General features: G+C 68.2%; 14 protein-coding genes. 4 read left to right on the top strand and 10 right to left on the bottom strand.

Annotated elements, in window-relative coordinates:
- Positions 1-174 precede the first annotated feature (174 nt).
- Positions 175-3,192 (bottom strand): TonB-dependent receptor plug domain-containing protein, encoded by a 3,018-nt coding sequence (locus AVT10_RS04565; RefSeq protein WP_126014280.1) that lies wholly within the window; start codon positions 3,190-3,192, stop codon positions 175-177.
- Between the two features lie 164 nt (positions 3,193-3,356).
- Entirely contained in the window at positions 3,357-4,760 is a 1,404-nt protein-coding gene (dacB, locus tag AVT10_RS04560; protein WP_066688813.1) for a D-alanyl-D-alanine carboxypeptidase/D-alanyl-D-alanine endopeptidase, read from the bottom strand.
- 74 nt (positions 4,761-4,834) lie between these two features.
- Here dacB and AVT10_RS04555 point away from each other — a divergent pair, with 74 nt between their 5' ends.
- Complete coding sequence (locus AVT10_RS04555) at positions 4,835-6,670, top strand: amidohydrolase family protein (RefSeq protein ID WP_066688811.1); 1,836 nt, start codon at positions 4,835-4,837, stop codon at positions 6,668-6,670.
- Here AVT10_RS04555 and fucP read toward each other — a convergent pair.
- Genes fucP through AVT10_RS04530 form a run of 5 tightly spaced genes read right to left on the bottom strand, consistent with a single transcriptional unit; the run spans position 6,661 to position 11,213 of the window.
- Positions 6,661-7,971: an L-fucose:H+ symporter permease gene (fucP, locus tag AVT10_RS04550; protein ID WP_232307872.1), complete on the bottom strand. Its 1,311-nt coding sequence runs from the start codon at positions 7,969-7,971 to the stop codon at positions 6,661-6,663. The two genes, AVT10_RS04555 and fucP, sit on opposite strands and share 10 nt — an antisense overlap.
- A complete protein-coding gene (locus AVT10_RS04545; RefSeq protein ID WP_066688809.1) occupies positions 7,968-8,312 on the bottom strand; it encodes an L-rhamnose mutarotase in 345 nt (114 codons plus the stop codon). The genes fucP and AVT10_RS04545 overlap by 4 nt, the downstream gene beginning before the upstream one ends.
- Complete coding sequence (locus tag AVT10_RS04540) at positions 8,309-9,040, bottom strand: SDR family oxidoreductase (RefSeq protein ID WP_066688807.1); 732 nt, start codon at positions 9,038-9,040, stop codon at positions 8,309-8,311. The genes AVT10_RS04545 and AVT10_RS04540 overlap by 4 nt, the downstream gene beginning before the upstream one ends.
- Positions 9,037-10,044: an aldo/keto reductase gene (locus AVT10_RS04535; protein ID WP_084401343.1), complete on the bottom strand. Its 1,008-nt coding sequence runs from the start codon at positions 10,042-10,044 to the stop codon at positions 9,037-9,039. Before AVT10_RS04535 ends, AVT10_RS04540 begins: the two co-directional genes overlap by 4 nt.
- A 59-nt stretch (positions 10,045-10,103) precedes the next feature.
- A complete protein-coding gene (locus AVT10_RS04530; protein WP_066688805.1) occupies positions 10,104-11,213 on the bottom strand; it encodes an S-(hydroxymethyl)glutathione dehydrogenase/class III alcohol dehydrogenase in 1,110 nt (369 codons plus the stop codon).
- 100 nt (positions 11,214-11,313) lie between these two features.
- Between AVT10_RS04530 and AVT10_RS04525 the strand changes: the two genes are divergently transcribed.
- On the top strand, positions 11,314-11,781 hold the full coding sequence (locus AVT10_RS04525; protein ID WP_066688804.1) for a hypothetical protein: 468 nt from the start codon (positions 11,314-11,316) through the stop codon (positions 11,779-11,781).
- Positions 11,778-12,326, top strand: coding sequence for a septal ring lytic transglycosylase RlpA family protein (locus AVT10_RS04520; RefSeq protein WP_066688802.1), 549 nt, complete (start codon positions 11,778-11,780; stop codon positions 12,324-12,326). The genes AVT10_RS04525 and AVT10_RS04520 overlap by 4 nt, the downstream gene beginning before the upstream one ends.
- 410 nt (positions 12,327-12,736) lie before the next feature.
- Here AVT10_RS04520 and AVT10_RS18090 read toward each other — a convergent pair whose 3' ends face one another.
- Together AVT10_RS18090 and rpsD are read right to left on the bottom strand one after the other, a co-directional pair.
- The gene (locus tag AVT10_RS18090; RefSeq protein WP_157092687.1) at positions 12,737-12,889 is read right to left on the bottom strand and encodes a hypothetical protein; all 153 of its coding nucleotides are present in this window, start codon (positions 12,887-12,889) and stop codon (positions 12,737-12,739) included.
- A gap of 134 nt (positions 12,890-13,023) precedes the next feature.
- A complete protein-coding gene (gene rpsD, locus AVT10_RS04515) occupies positions 13,024-13,635 on the bottom strand; it encodes a 30S ribosomal protein S4 (protein WP_066688799.1) in 612 nt (203 codons plus the stop codon).
- Between the two features lie 197 nt (positions 13,636-13,832).
- Between rpsD and AVT10_RS04510 the strand changes: the two genes are divergently transcribed.
- Positions 13,833-14,138, top strand: a complete 306-nt coding sequence (locus AVT10_RS04510; RefSeq protein WP_066688797.1) for a chorismate mutase — start codon at positions 13,833-13,835, stop codon at positions 14,136-14,138.
- Between the two features lie 150 nt (positions 14,139-14,288).
- Here the strand turns inward: AVT10_RS04510 and AVT10_RS04505 are convergent, their stop codons facing one another.
- Positions 14,289-15,347, bottom strand: coding sequence for a TrmH family RNA methyltransferase (locus tag AVT10_RS04505; protein ID WP_084401341.1), 1,059 nt, complete (start codon positions 15,345-15,347; stop codon positions 14,289-14,291).
- Between the last annotated feature and the right edge of the window lie 66 nt (positions 15,348-15,413).

Here is a 15,413-nt window from a genome sequence, read left to right as displayed (position 1 = left end):
GTATATCGCGCGCGCCCGAACTCTGAGGATACGATGGAACCGTTCGTCCTGAGTAGCCGCTGAGCTTGTCGAAGCGGCGTATCGAAGGACCGCTGTGCGCAGATGCTTAGATACGGGTCTTCGACTTCGCTCAGCCCCTACTCAGCACGAACGGTCCTACTCAATGCTGCCCCCCTAGAACTTCACATCCGCCTGCACCGTAAACGCCCGGCCGCGCGGATCGGCGACGCGCGGTTCCCATGCGCCGCCCGACCCGGTGTTCGAATCATAGGTGATCGCAAATGGCGGATCGACGTCGAACAGGTTCTTCACCCCCAGCGTCAGGCGCGTCGCCTTGTTGCCGAGATTCAGGAAGCTGACCGCGAGGTTATAGGTCACATAGGGCTTCACATATTCGTTGAATCCCGGCCGCGTGACCGTGCCCGCCGCGATGCCCGGCAGCGCCTGGTTCTTGTATCCGTCGCGATACAGCTGGGTCAGCGCGATCGTCACCGCATCGTTGGTATAGCTGACGAACGCGTTGTGCTTCCACTTGAGGCTCAGGTCGCCGGCAAAGCTGAACACACCGATCAGGCTGGGACCATAGGGCGAATTCTCGGTCAGCTTTTCGCGCCGGCGCAGCATGTAGGTGCCGTCGATCCCGGCGAGGAAGCTGCCGCCCAGCCCGTCGACGCCGCCGCGCGCAGTCAGCTCGAGGCCCTGGGTGCGGCGCGCACCGGCATTGATCCAGCGCCGGTCGATCACGACCAGCTCGCCCGCCGGGTTGCGGAGGAAGCGATCGGCGAACAGTCCGGCATTGTCGATCAGCTCGCGTTCGGTCAGCAGCTGGATCGTGTCGTCGACATTGATCGCCCAGAAATCGACCGAGGCGCTGAACTTGGGCGCCGGCTGGATGACCACGCCCGCGCTGAACATCTTGGCGCTTTCCGGCCCCAGGTTCGGATTGCCGCCGGTATAGATGTTGGGCTGCACCGCCTGGCAGGCCGGGTTGGTCGTGTTGGGGATGCCGCCGGGGCAGCGCACCGGATCGGCGAGGTCGCGGCCCGAATAGGGCGAATCGGTCAGGCCGTTGAAGATCTGGTTGAAGGTCGGCACGCGGAACCCGGTGCTGAACGATCCGCGGAACATCAGCGGTTCCCACGGACGCCACTTCGCCGACACCTTGGGATTGGTGCTGGTGCCGAAATCGCCATAATCGTCGATGCGTGCCGCCGCGTTCAGTTCGAACCCGCGGAACAGCGGCAGCAGCAATTCGGCATAGGCGGCCTTCACCTGCCGGTTGCGCCGGCGCAGCGCGTTCACATTGTCGAATGCCGCGAGGAAGATGACCGGCGCGGCGGCGGCCGCCGCTTCCGATCCGTTGAAGCTGTAGGTTTCGCTGCGGAAATCGATGCCGGCGGCCAGCTGCGCCTTGCCGCCGGGCAGGCGGAACAGCGGGCCGGCGATCGAATAGTCGATCTGCTTCACCTCATAGCGCCCGCCGTACAGCGTCGCCCCTTCGGCCGACACGGCGGCAAGCCCCGCCAGCGCGGCGTCGCTCTGGTTGATCGAGAAGGGGTTGAGGATGCCGCTGTTGAGCAGCCCGGCAAGGCCCGGCCCGCTCGCCCCCGGCGCGGTCGGCGCCAGCGGGTCATAGGCGCCGCTGTTCAAAGTGCCGCGATAATAATAGCCGCTGCCCAGCGTCGAGCTGGCCTCGCTCTTGGCGTACGACCCGCCCGCGCGATAATCCCATCCGGCCCACAGCGGCCCTTCGGCGGCCAGCGTGACGCGAATCGTCTTGGTATCGGTTTCGTACTCGCGCGGGCCGCAGGCGATGCAGCGCCAGCGGAAGGCGATCGGCTTGCCGTAATTGGCGGCGACCGCCGGGAAGGTGCCGCGGATCGCATTATAGACCGCGTTATAGGTCGGCGCGGTCAGGCCGTTGAGCGGATACGCGACCTGGAAATTGGTCGTGTTGCTCGACACCTGCGCGTTGGAGAACAGCTTGGCCGAATTGGCGTTGGACCCGGTGACCTCGACCGAGAGCTGGTGATCCTCCGCCACGCGCGCGACGGCGCGGGCGAGGTAGGTCAGCGTCTTGATCGGCTGCTGGATCACCGCCGCGCGGCCCGTATCCCACGCGCAGGCATAGCGCGCCGACACGTTGTTCCACAGCGCGTCGTCATACGCCATGCCGCCGTCCATCGACTCGCATCCCGCCCCGCCGGGCAGGTCGAGGATGTTGATGCCGCCGGTCGCCGCCGTGGTGGTGCCGGGGATGACGAGGCCGTTCAGCAACTGCGCGGTTGCAGTCCCGCCCAGCAGCGTGCCGCCCGCCAGCGTGCTGCCTTGCAGGGTGGAGCGATTGAGCGGAAAGGCGGTGGCGATCGGCGTGCCGCGCGTGTCGACCGACAGGCCGCGCTCTGGCTGGTTGCCGTTCACGAAGTCGCGATTGGCGCCGAACAGGATGTTGTTCCAGCGATAGGCGACCGCGCCCATCACGTTGAACCCCTGATCGTCCAGATCGCCATAGCCGGCGATCGCCGACACGCGGTAGATCGCGCCATCGCCCTGTTCGGTGATGTCGCTCGCCCCCATCGCGCCGACGCCCTGGTAATCGGTGCGGGTGATGAAGTTGATGACGCCGCCGATCGCGTCGGTGCCATAGATTGCCGAGGCGCCGTCCTTCAGCACCTCGACCCGCTCGATCGCGGCGAACGGAATCTGGTTCACGTCGACCGCTGCGCCGGACAAGCCGTGCGCCGCGACGCGGCGGCTGTTGAGCAGGACGAGGGTCGCCGCCGACCCCTGACCGCGCAGGTTCGCCGCCGACAGCCCGTTGGTGCCGCGCTGCGCGCCTGTCGTCACATCGGCGTTGGAGGCGAGGTTGTCGGCGCCGGTGCCGTTGCTGGTCAGCAGGCCGATCAGCTGTTCCGGGCTGGCGATCGCGTTGCGTTCGATTTCGGCATTGCTGATGATCTGCAGCGGCAGCGAACTGTTATTGGGGTCGCGCTTGATCCGCGAACCGGTGACCAGGATTTCGCCGTCGTCCGCCTTCGACGCTTCCGAAGTTTGCACCGCGACACCGGTCGGCGTGGCCGCCTCCTGCGTCGTGACCCCCTCGCTGACCGTCTGTGCGCCAGCGCTTCCGGTCGCCATCATCGCGGCGAACAGCGATCCGCCCACCAGCATCATTGCCTTGCCAGCCCGCATAGTCTTGCCCCCAAGCCTGCGCCGCCATTCCCCGTGAGCGGCTGTCAGCAATAGTAAGCAACAAAAGCGTGGCGGTGCGGAAGGGGGCGTTCAGCGAGTTTTCATGGAACCGTAGCGTTACGGTAACACTCACCCAAATTTGATGGGAACGCCATAACGCCCGGCTATAGCGCGGCCGCCGCCGCCAGCAGCGCGGCGTCCATCGTCGGCGTGGCGGAGGTGCCGTCGGGATTGTCGTTGGCATAGAGCGCGAAGGTCAGCGTCTGCCCGCTCGCGGCCGTCATCGTGCCGGCCAGTGCCGACACGCCGCTCAGCGTGCCGGTCTTGGCGTGGATCTTCCCGGCGAGCGGCGTGTCGCGGAACCGGCGCGACAGCGTGCCGTCGACTCCGCCGACCGGCAGCGTCTCGATCCACCGCGCGCCCCAGGGTTGCGCCTGCGCCCAGGTCAGCAGCGTCACCATCGCGCGCGGGGTGACCCGGTTATAGGTCGACATGCCCGACCCGTCCGACAGGTCCCATGCGGACCGCGGTACGCCGGCCGATGCCATCATCGCCTCGACCCGCTTCAACCCGTCGCCGATCGACCCGCCGCCGCCGACGCGTCCGATCCGGCGCAGCAGCAGTTCGGCGTGCAGGTTCTGGCTGGCCTTGTTGGTGACCGTCACATCCTCGATCAGCGGTCCGGGCTGCAGGCGTGCCAACATCGGCGGCAAAGTGGCACCTTCGACGACCCCGCCATCCTCCTCCGCCCGGTGCGGCCGGTGGCGGACCGCCACGCTCCCGGTCACCCGGACACCCCGCTCGCGCAACAACTTCGCGAACATCCACGCCGCATGATGCGCCGCGTCCTCCACCCCGGTCCTGACCGTCACCCCCGGCCCCGGCGCGACCGTCCCCGACAGCCGCAACACGTCGCTCCCCGGCATCCGCTCGAACGCCACCGCATTGGTCGTGCCCACCCGTATCCGGTTGTCAATACGGTAATAATCCGACCCGCCGACTACCGCGCGGTCGCCCTTAGCGGTAACGGTCAGGACCAGTTCGTTGTCGTCCAGCGTCAGCGCGGAGGTGGCGGTGCCATAGCGCCCGGCCATGTTGTTCCACCCCATGCCGGGCGACCAGCGCTGGTCGGGAAAGCGGCTGTCGTCGCCGATCACATCGCCCACCACCCGGGTCTTCGCCGCCACCGCATCGGCCAGCGTCGCCAGGCAGTCGACCTGGCAATCCGCCGCGCTCGACAGCCGCGCATCGCCCGCCCCCACCAGCACGACGTCGCGTCCCTCCATCCGCACCCCCGCGCCGCCATCGTCGGCGGCGTCGAGCGGCAGGGTGGCAAAGCTCGCCAGCGTCGTGAAAATCTTGGTATTCGAAGCAGGTACGAAGCGCCGGTCCGGCTCGATCGCTACCTGTTCGACGCCCGCGGCATCGCGCACCACCATGCCGAAACGGGTGCCGGCCGGTGCCTTGGCCAGCGCCGCGCGCACCGCCGTCTCCACCGCCGGATCGGGCGCCGCCGCCGCCAGCATGGCGCCCGCCGCTCCGATGATGATCGCTTGTATCGTCTGCATGAGCGGCATCCTACGCCGCCCCCCGGTCCGCGCAACCGTTGGACGCGCGCGGTATAGCCGGTACACATGGAGCCATGCTCGTCCGTCTCCTGCTCGCGCTGCTGCCCCTGCTGCTGATCGCTGCCGACCGGCCGGCGGCCGGCGCGGAGGCGGTGCTGATCCGGGGTGCGCGGGTGTTTGACGGCACCGGAGCGCCGGCGGTGGCGGGGGATGTGCTGATCGTCGGCGACCGGATCGCTGCGGTCGGACCCCGGCTGAAGCGACCGCGCAGGGCGCGGGTGGTCGATGCGCGCGGGCTGACGCTGCTGCCCGGGCTGCACGACCTGCACACCCATTTGCGCGCGTCGGGCTATGGCAGTCCCGACGATCTGGGCAAGGCGTGGGGCTCGCATCTGGCGAACGGGATCACCAGCGCCAACGATTTTTCGCTGTCGGGTGAGATGCTTGCGCCGATCCGCGCCATTGCCGCTGACGGGACCATTCCCACGCCGCGGCTGAACCTCGCCATCCGGTTGGGTGTGCCGGGCGGGCATGGCACCGAATATGGCTGGGGCAGCTTCTTCACGCTGACCGCGACGACCCCGCGCGCGGCGCATGTCGCGATGAAGACCGCGCTGGCGTACCGGCCCGACGTCATCAAGGTGTTCGCCGATGGCTGGCGCTACGGCCGCTCGCCCGATCTGGCGAGCATGAACGTGCCGACACTGGCGGCGATCGTCGCGGATGCCCATGCGGCGGGGCTGCCGGTCATTACCCATACGGTGACGCTGGCGGGGGCGAAGGTCGCCGCCGCCGCCGGGGTCGATGCGCTGGGGCATGGCATCGGCGACGCGCCGGTCGATGCCGAGCTGATCGCGCTGATGAAGGCGAAGAACGTCGCCTATGTGCCGACCCTGGTGGTGTACGAACCGCAGCAGAACCGGACGTTCGTACCGCTGGAGTGGCGGCACCTCGCCGCGCCGGAACGGGCGGCGGAGGCGGCGCGGATGGCCCGCCCGGTCGAGGCGATCCCCGAACTGGAATCGAAGCGCTGGGCGATCATGGAGGCCAATGTCCGCGCGCTGCACGCGGCGGGTATCCGCATCGGCGTCGGCACCGATGCGGGGATCGGCGGGGTCTATCACGGGTCGAGCGCGGTGCGGGAGACGCGACTGCTGGCCGGACTAGGGCTGACGCCGGCCGAGGCGCTGGTCGCGGCGACCGGCGGGGCGGCGGACATCTTGCGCCAGCGCGACCATGGCCGGATCGCGGTCGGTCAGCGGGCCGACCTGATACTGGTTGGCGGGCGGCCGGACGTGTCGATCGACGACCTGCACGACGTCCGCAGGGTGTTCGTCGCCGGGCGAGAGATGCTCCTGACCGAAGTACGGCAGCGGATCGATTCGTCCGAGGCGACGCCGATGCCGGTGCACGCGATGGCCGGGTCGATCGATACCGGCGCGCGGGGCGACGGGCGGACCGATCTCGACACGCTGCCGGTCGAAAGCACCGAGCCGGGGACCGATCACAGCCGGCTCGACATCGTGCGTCCCGACCGTCCGCACGATCCGCACCTGTTCGCGGTGGCGCGGCTGGGCGCGGCGGACCGGCCGTTCGCCGCGTTGGTGCTGCCGTTGACGAAGGGGGCGATCGACGTTGCCGACGCACGCGGCTTTACCGGTATCGCGTTCGAGGCGCGCGGGGCCGGCCGCTACGGTGTCGCCTTCGACGTCTATGGCGCGCGCGGAGCGGGGCGGGCGTTCTTCGAAGCGAGCGGCGAGCGGCGGGAAATCCGGCTGCCGTTCAGCGCCTTTGCCAGTGGCGACGCGCCGCTCGACGTCACCCGGCTGCGCAGCGTCGCCTTTCGCCTGACCGGGGAGCCGGACGGGCGGGCGTGGTTGGAACTGGCGAAGGTCCGCTTCTACCGCTGAACGCTACGGGGCACGGTCAGCGCAAAGGCCAGCACCACCGCGAAGGACAGGCACGGCACCAGCATCGCGGTTTGGATCGAGACGATGCCATGGCTCAGCCAGCCCATCAGCGGTGGGAACACCGCCCCTCCGATCACCGCCATCACGATCAGCGGCGCGCCGAGCGGCGCGCGAGGTCCCAGGTCGCGGACGCCGAGCGAGAAGATGGTCGGGAACATGATCGACATGAAGAAGCTGCTGAGCGCCAGCGCATAGATGGCGGTCATGCCATGGGCGAGGGCCGCGACCAGCATCAGCGCGACATTGACGATGGCGAAGGCGGCCAGCAGCCGCGTGGCGGCGATGCGGTGCATCAGGATCGTGCCGATCAGCCGTCCGGCGAGGAACAGCGCGAGGCTGATCGACAGTAGATAGGCCGCCTGTCGTTCGGGCGTGGCCGGGCTGATCGTCTTCACCACGTCGATGAAGAAGCTCCACACCCCGACCTGCGCTCCGACATAGAAGAATTGCGCGACGACTGCCCAGCGCAGGGCGCGGACGCCCCATACCGACCGCAGCCCCTGCCAGGTGTTGCCGCCGGTCTCGCGCGGCACGTCGGGCAGGCGGACGATGGCGACGGCGAGCGCGATCAGTACGACGATGCCGGCGAGCACGAGATAGGGCAGCTGCACCATCTGCGCCTCGGCCGCGCGATAGGCGGCAAGGGCGGCGGGAGACATGGCGTCGAGGGTCGCGCTGTCATGCTCGACGCCCGAGAAGATGAAGCGGGCGCCGATGACCGGGGCGATCGCGCCGCCGAGGCCGTTGAACGCCTGCGCGAGGTTCAGCCGCTGTTCGGCACGCGCCGGATCGCCGAACGCGACGATATAGGGGTTGGCGGCGGTTTCGAGGAACGCCGCGCCCGAGGCGATGACGAACAGCGCGCCCAGGAACGCGGCATATTCGCGGACCTCCGCCGCCGGATAGAAAAGCAACGCGCCGACCGCGTAGAAGCCGAGCCCCGCGAGGATGCCCGCGCGATAGCCGAAGCGGCGCAGCACCAGCCCGGCGGGCAGCGCCATCACGAAATAGCCGATATAGAAGGCGAACTGGACGAGGCCCGCCTGCGCGCGATTGAGGTCCAATGCCTTCTGGAATTGGCGGATCAGCAGGTCGTTGAAATTATTGGCGACCGCCCAGAGGAAGAACAGGCTGACCACCACCGCGAAGCCGGCGGCATAGCCCGGCATCACGAAGCGCCGCCCGGTCCCGGTCCCGGTCCCGGTGTCGGCGGCGGCGGGCGGGGCGGCGGGGGGCATCATGGATGGTCGCTCAGGGCGAAGATCGGCGTCATCGGCGTCCAGCGGCTGCCGTCCGGCGCGGCTGGCAGCGCGCGTTGGAACCGGCCCATCCGCGCCTCCCATGCCGCGACCTCTGGATCGGCGGCGTCGGCATTCGCCTTGGCCGCGGGATCGAAATCGGGGGCGATGGTCATCGTCATTACGAGGCGCGTACCGGTGCGGAAAATCTCCATCTCCTGAACCCCCGAAGCGCGGATCGCGGCCAGCACGGGCGCGGGCACGTTGCCGGGCTGGTGCCAGCGTTCATACTCCGCGATTGCCGCCGCATCGTCGACCAGGTCGAGGGTCAGGACGCGGATCATGCGTTCGACCAGCCGCCGTCGATCACATGGACCGCGCCGGTGGTGTAGGACGATGCGTCGGAGGCGAGGTACAGCGCCAACTCGGCAATCTCCTCGGCACGGCCGAGCCGCCCCATCGGCTGGCGCGCGGTAAACGCGGCGCGGGCGGCCTCCGCATCGCCGGTCGCGGCCATGCGTTCTTCGAGCGAGGGCGACTGGACCGTGCCGGGGCAGATCGCGTTGCAGCGGATACCAGACCCCACGAAATCGAGCGCGACCGATTTGGTGAGGCCGATTACCGCCGCCTTCGACGCGGTATAGACGAAGCGGTTCGGCACCGCGATCACATGGCTGGCGACCGAGGACATGTTGACGATCGATCCGCCACCGTTCGCGATCATGGCCGGCAGCAGCGCGCGGATCAGGCGATATTGCGAGCGGACGTTCAGGTCGAAGCTGAAGTCCCAATCGACTTCCTCGGTCGTCAGGATCGTGCCGGCATGGACGAAGCCCGCGCAGTTGAACAGGACGTCGACCGCGCCGACCTGCTCGGCAAAGTCCTTGATCGCCTGGCCGTCCATCAGGTCGACGGCATGCGCCTCGCAGCCCTCCAGCGTCGCCAGCGCGTCGGCGTTGATGTCCAGTGCGAGGACGCGGGCGCCTTCGCGGACGAACAGTTCGGCGGCAGCGCGGCCGATGCCCTGCGCCGCGGCGGTGACGATGGCGGTCTTGCCAGACAGGCGGGTCATGCGGTCTCCGTAGGGATGGGGGCGTCGGCGCGGATCAGGCCGGCGTCGATCAGGTCGGTCCATAGCGCGGCCGGCAGCGGCATTGTCGCCAGCGTCGTCGCCTGCGCCACCTCGTCCGCGTCCGCCATGCCGGGGATCACCGCCGTCACGACCGGATGCGCCATCGGGAATTGCAGCGCGGCGGCGGCCATCGGGACCGCATGGCGCGCACAGATCGCGGCGATGGCGTCGACCCGGCGGGTGACGTCGGCGGGCGGCGCCTCGTAATTGTAGCGCGCATCCGGCCCGGCGCCCGAGGCGAGGATACCCGAATTATAGGGGCCGCCGACGATCACCTGCACGCCCTTGGCCGCACAGCGCGGCAGCAGCGTGTCGAGCGCGGCCTGTTCGAGCAGCGTGTAGCGTCCGGCGAGCAGGATGACGTCCAGTTCGATCCGGTCGAGCAGCTCCTCGCACACCGCGATCTCGTTCACCCCGATGCCGATCGCGCCGACTACGCCGGAATCGCGCAGGCTGCGCATCGCCGGATAGCCGCCGTCGAGGAAGGTCGCCATCTGCGCCGCCGCGTCGGCGCCATGGGTCAGCGCGCCCAGATCATGCGCCAGCAACAGGTCGATCCGGTCGCGGCGCAGCCGGTCGCGGCTGGCGTCGAACGAGGCGAGCACGCCGGCGCGCGAATAGTCGAACGCGCTTTCGACCGGTTCGGGGGAGACGAACCCCTGTCGCTCGGCGGACAGGTCGCGGTCGGGGGCCGGGCGCAGCACCCGGCCGACCTTGGTCGAAACGAATGCCTGCCCATCGGGGTCGAGCGCGGCCAGCGCATTGCCCAGCCGCCGTTCGGACAGGCCGAAGCCGTAATGCGGCGCGGTGTCGAAGCACCGAATGCCCCGATCCCATGCGGCGTCGATCGTGGCACGGGCGGCGTCATCACCGACCGGCCGATACAGGTTCCCGATCGCGGCCCCGCCAAAACCCAGCTTGGCGGGGACCAGCCCGTGCATCATCGCCTATCCTCTCTCCGCATATACTCGCGAAGAAATTTCACCTGTCAAAACGATTTGGATCAGTAGACGACGACCGAGCGGATGCTTTCCCCGGCATGCATCAGGTCGAAGCCCTTGTTGATTTCCTCTAACGACAGGACATGGGTGATCATCGGGTCGATCTCGATCTTGCCGTTCATGTACCAGTCGACGATCTTCGGCACGTCGGTGCGGCCCTTCGCCCCGCCGAACGCGGTGCCGCGCCAGTTGCGCCCCGTGACCAGCTGGAACGGGCGGGTGGCGATCTCCTTGCCCGCTTCGGCCACGCCGATGATGATGCTGGTGCCCCAGCCACGATGGCACGCCTCCAACGCCTGGCGCATGACGTCGGTATTGCCGGTGCAATCGAACGTATAGTCCGCCCCACCATCGGTCAGCGCGACGAGGTGCTGGACGAGGTCGCCGGATACGTCCTTCGGGTTCACGAAATGGGTCATGCCGAAGCGACGGCCCCATTCCTCGCGGTCGGGGTTGATGTCGACGCCGACGATCATGTTCGCGCCGGCCATCTTCGCGCCCTGCAGCACGTTCAGCCCGATACCGCCCAGGCCGAAGACGATGATATTGTCGCCCGGTGCGACCTTGGCGGTGTTGACCACCGCGCCGACGCCGGTGGTGACGCCGCAGCCGACATAGCAGCTGGTCTGGAACGGCGCGTCCTCGCGGATCTTCGCGACCGCGATCTCGGGCAGGACGGTGAAGTTCGAGAAGGTCGAGCAGCCCATATAATGGTAGATCGGCTGCCCCTTGTAGCTGAAGCGGGTCGTGCCGTCGGGCATCAGCCCCTTGCCCTGCGTCGCGCGGATTGCGGTGCACAGGTTGGTCTTGCCCGACAGGCACGACTTACACTGGCGGCATTCGGGGGTGTAGAGTGGAATGACGTGGTCGCCGACCGAGACACTGGTCACGCCGGCGCCGACTTCGCGAACGATGCCCGCGCCCTCATGGCCCAGCACGCTGGGGAAGATGCCTTCCGAATCCAGCCCGTCGAGCGTGTAGGCGTCGGTATGGCAAATGCCGGTCGCCATGATCTCGATCAGTACCTCGCCGGGCTTCGGGCCTTCGAGGTCGAGCTCGACGATTTCGAGGGGGCGCTTCGCTTCGAAAGCGACGGCGGCGCGGGTCTTCATGGGGCGTCTCCTTATCGCGTGCGGCGTAGCGGGCGGGGATGGGTATCGGCAAGGGGCCGCCGGGGCTATCGTTCGCACGATCGGGCGGAAGGGAGGACAGATGCGCAGGATTTTCACGATCGCCATGCTGGTGCTGGGCGGATGTGCGACGGGGGACGGCGGGGTGCCGATGACCGCGATCTATTCGCCGCCGGTCCGGCCGGGCGGTACGGGGCAGATGATGTTCCTGCCGACGGGCAAGCCGCTGGCGCTGCCGATCGAGGCGTTGCCGCACGCATCGGCATTCGTCGGTGGCAAGGGCGTGTTCGGCGGCGAACCCGTGCTGGCCGATGCCGCAACGTGCCGGGCGCGGCTGACCGCCATCGCGACGCGGGCGGCGCGGCGTTATCCGGCGGCGAGCGGGATCACGATGATGCGGGAGGATGAACTGACGATCCTTGGCCCCTGGACGCAGCCGATGCGGGTGTTGCGGTTCCGTTGCGAGGGTGAGCGGATGGTGCGCGAGGACGGCATGGTCGTGCCGCATGCCCAGATGCCGTCGCCGCCACCGGTCGCCATCCGGCGATGAAGCACGGCTGGGTTCTGCTGGCGGCGGCGCTCTCGGGGTGTGCCGGCGGCGACTATCGGCCGGTCAGCGATGCGGCGGTCAAGATCGGCGCGCCGTACCGGGTGCGGGGGACGACCTATGTCCCGGCGGTCGATCCGAGCTACGACATGCTGGGGCTGGCCAGCTGGTATGGCAGCGAGTCGGGCAGGCGGACGGCCAATGGCGAGCGGTTCCGGCCGGGCGGGGTGAGCGCGGCGCACACCACGCTGCCGCTGCCGAGCTATGTCGAGGTGACCGCGCTCGACACCGGGCGGCGGATATTGGTGCGAGTCAACGATCGCGGGCCGTTTGCCGGGCGGCGGCGAATCCTCGACCTGTCGAAGGGTGCCGCCGAGGCGCTGGGCGCGCGCGGGCAGGGTGTAGTCCCGGTTCGCGTGCGGGTGGTGTCGCCCAGCGAGCGCGACCGGGCACGGCTGCGCCGGGGCAAGGCGGCGCGCGAATTGCCGCCGGTGGACGAGGCGACGCGGGCCAATTTGCGGGCGCAGCTGCGGGCGAGCGGGCTGTAGCGGCGGTCCAAAGTTCACTAAGTTCACACTAGTGACGTAGTTGCGTGGCGTTCGGTTCGGGGGCGGGGTCTGCTGACCGGCAGGCCGCGGCGTGGGTCAAAGTTCACTAAGTTCACACTCGCCGCGTTTTCGTCGCGTGTTCGCATCAGGCGCGCCGGAGCGACAGGCGGGCGATGCTCCAGGTCGGGACGCGCACCGCGAACATCGTCGTCACCCCGGGCTCGATCCGGGGTCCCGCTGATCCCGCTGCCGTTGGAGAGAAGCGGGACCCCGGGTCGAGCCCAGGGTGACGGGAGGTAGTGCCGAATTGCCGACCGTATCGGCTTCGGTTGTATGGCGGCGATGTCAAAGAGCGTCGGGTAGACGAGCCCGGTGCGATCGTGTCGTGCCGGCGCGTTGTAGGAAAGTGGTTATTGGGCCTGCATGCCGGCCAGCCTTTTGTCCTGTTCGGCCTGTACCGGGACGCCGAGCGCGGTGCGCAGACGCAGAAAGGGCGGCCTCTTGCGGGGCCGCCCTTTTTTTCTGCCAGCGCCATGGGCGAAGCCGGCTTCGAGGTCGACCATGCCCCCGGCATGGTCTGCGGAATGCGGGGCATTCCGCACCTCGAAACCCGTCGGTCGGGGCCTCGGCCCCGCCGGCCGGTCGCGCTGAGGTGGTGCCTTGGTCCAGCTTTGCTGGACCTTGGCTCAGCGCGACGTCAGCGCGAGTAGAATTCCACCACCAGGTTCGGTTCCATCTTCACCGGATAGGGCACTTCGTCCAGCGTCGGAACGCGGGTGAAGGTGACCTTGGTGCCGTCGGTGCCGATGTACTCGGGCACGTCACGCTCGGCGAGGGTCTGCGCTTCGAGGACCAGCGCCATTTCCTGCGCCTTGGTGCCCAGCGAGATTTCGTCGCCGACATAGCAGCGGCGCGACGCGATGTTGCACTTCACGCCGTTGACGCGGACGTGGCCGTGGCTGACCAGCTGGCGCGCGGCGAACACGGTCGGCGCGAACTTCGCACGGTACACGATCATGTCGAGGCGCTGTTCGAGCAGGCCGATCAGGTTCTGACCGGTGTCGCCCTTCATGCGCGACGCTTCTTCATAGGTGCGCTTGAACTGCTTTTCGGTGACGTCGCCGTAATAGCCCTTCAGCTTCTGCTTCGCGCGCAGCTGGATGCCGAAGTCCGACATCTTGCCCTTGCGACGCTGACCGTGCTGGCCGGGGCCATATTCACGCTTGTTCACCGGGCTCTTGGGACGACCCCAGATATTCTCGCCAAGGCGGCGATCGAGCTTGTACTTGGCGCTGGAGCGCTTCGACATGGGTATTTCCAATGCAATCTGGTATGACGTTTGACCGTCCGGGGACGATCGCGGCTCCCGGTCTTCGCCTCCGACCTGGGTCGGGGCCACCGCTTCACCGGGAATGCGGGGCCGAATTGCGAAGCGGCGCGGTTAGCCGGGTGCGTGCAAGGAGTCAAGCTGGACAGGGCGGGCGTGGCACGCCACAGCATTCGGCCATGACGATCCTTCCCGGCCCCCAGTGCACCACCATGACCGAAGTCCGCGCCGGCGTGGACGCCCTCGACCGCGAACTGGTCGCGCTGCTGGCCCGGCGCTTTGCCTATATGGACGCGGCGGCGCGGATCAAGCCGGGGCGCGAGGCGGTGCGGGACGAGGGGCGCAAGGCTGAGGTCATTGCGAACGCGCGGGCGGCGGCGGTCGCGATGGGCGTGCCGGAGGATGTCGTGGCGGAGCTGTGGGAGCGGCTGGTCGAGGGGTCGATCGCGTATGAGTTGGCGCGGTTCGACGCTATGCGGGGGTAGGTCCTTTCCCATTCCCTACTCCGTTTGCTTCGAGCGCAGGTTCGAGCCTGTCGAGAACCGTAGTCGAGAAGGGGGTGCCCCAAGCGGCGCGTTCTCGACGGACGCTTCTCGACAAGCTCGAACCTGCTCGAACCGAACGGATTTCGAGTATTATCGCCGCCGTTTCGCCCCATCCAGCGCCGACAGCACCCCGCGCATCGTCCGCACTTCCTGCGACGTCCAGCCGGCCTTCGTCAGCAGCGTCCTGAGCGTCCGGCGCGAGGTCGCCGCGCGTTCGGGGGGATAGAAGAAGCGCGCGGCTTCCAGCATGTCGTCGAGCTGGCCGATCATGCCCTCCAACTCCTGGTGCGGGGCGGGGGCGCCCAGGTCGACGGTCGGCGGGCTGGCCAGCCCTTCGCCCTTCGACCATTCGTACGCGACGAGGATCACCGCCTGGGCGAGGTTGAGCGAGCCGAATTCGGGGTTGATCGGTACGGTCAGGATGGTGCGGGCCAGCGCGACGTCGTCGGTTTCGAGGCCGGAGCGTTCGGGGCCGAACAGGATCGCCGAGCGGCCCGGTTCGGCGCGGATCGCCTGCGCGGCGGCTTCTGGGGTGACGACCGGCTTGGTGATGCCGCGCTTGCGGACGGTGGTGGCGTAGACATGCGCGCAGTCGGCGACCGCTTCGGCGACGGTGTCGTAGACGGTGGCGTCACGCAGCACCTGGTCGGCGCCGCTGGCGGCGGGGCCGGCTTCGGGATTGGGCCAGCCGTCGCGCGGGGCGACGAGGCGCATTTCGACGAGGCCGAAGTTCAGCATGGCGCGCGCGGCCTTGCCGATATTCTGGCCGAGTTGCGGGCGGACGAGGACGATGACGGGTGGCTTCCCGACATCTTCGGCTTTCTCGCCGTTTGTCCTGAGTAGGGGCTGAGCCTGTCGAAGACCCGTATCGAAGGACTTGCGGGCAAGCGCGCTGACGGTAGCCCAATCGGCACCTATCAGCGCTTTTTTCTTCGCACGCGACCATCCCTTCAGGCGGGTTTCGGCGGCGACTGCTTCCTCGCGCGTGGGGAAGCTCTCGCTCCAGACCAGTTCGACGGGCAGCCGGCTGGCAGTAAAACCCGGAATTTCGCCGGACTGATGCTGTGCGATCCGCCGTTCCAGATCGTCCGTATGCCCGACATAATATTTTCCGTCGGCGCAATGGAGCATGTACGTGGCGAAACTCATGGCGGTCCTTCGATACGCGTCTTCGACTTCGCTCAGCCGCTACTCAGGACGAACGGTGGCGGGAAG

Origin of the sequence: Sphingomonas hankookensis, from assembly GCF_001619955.1 — a bacterium.
Classification (GTDB): domain Bacteria; phylum Pseudomonadota; class Alphaproteobacteria; order Sphingomonadales; family Sphingomonadaceae; genus Sphingomonas; species Sphingomonas hankookensis_A.
This window is presented reverse-complemented; position numbering and strand designations above follow the sequence as displayed.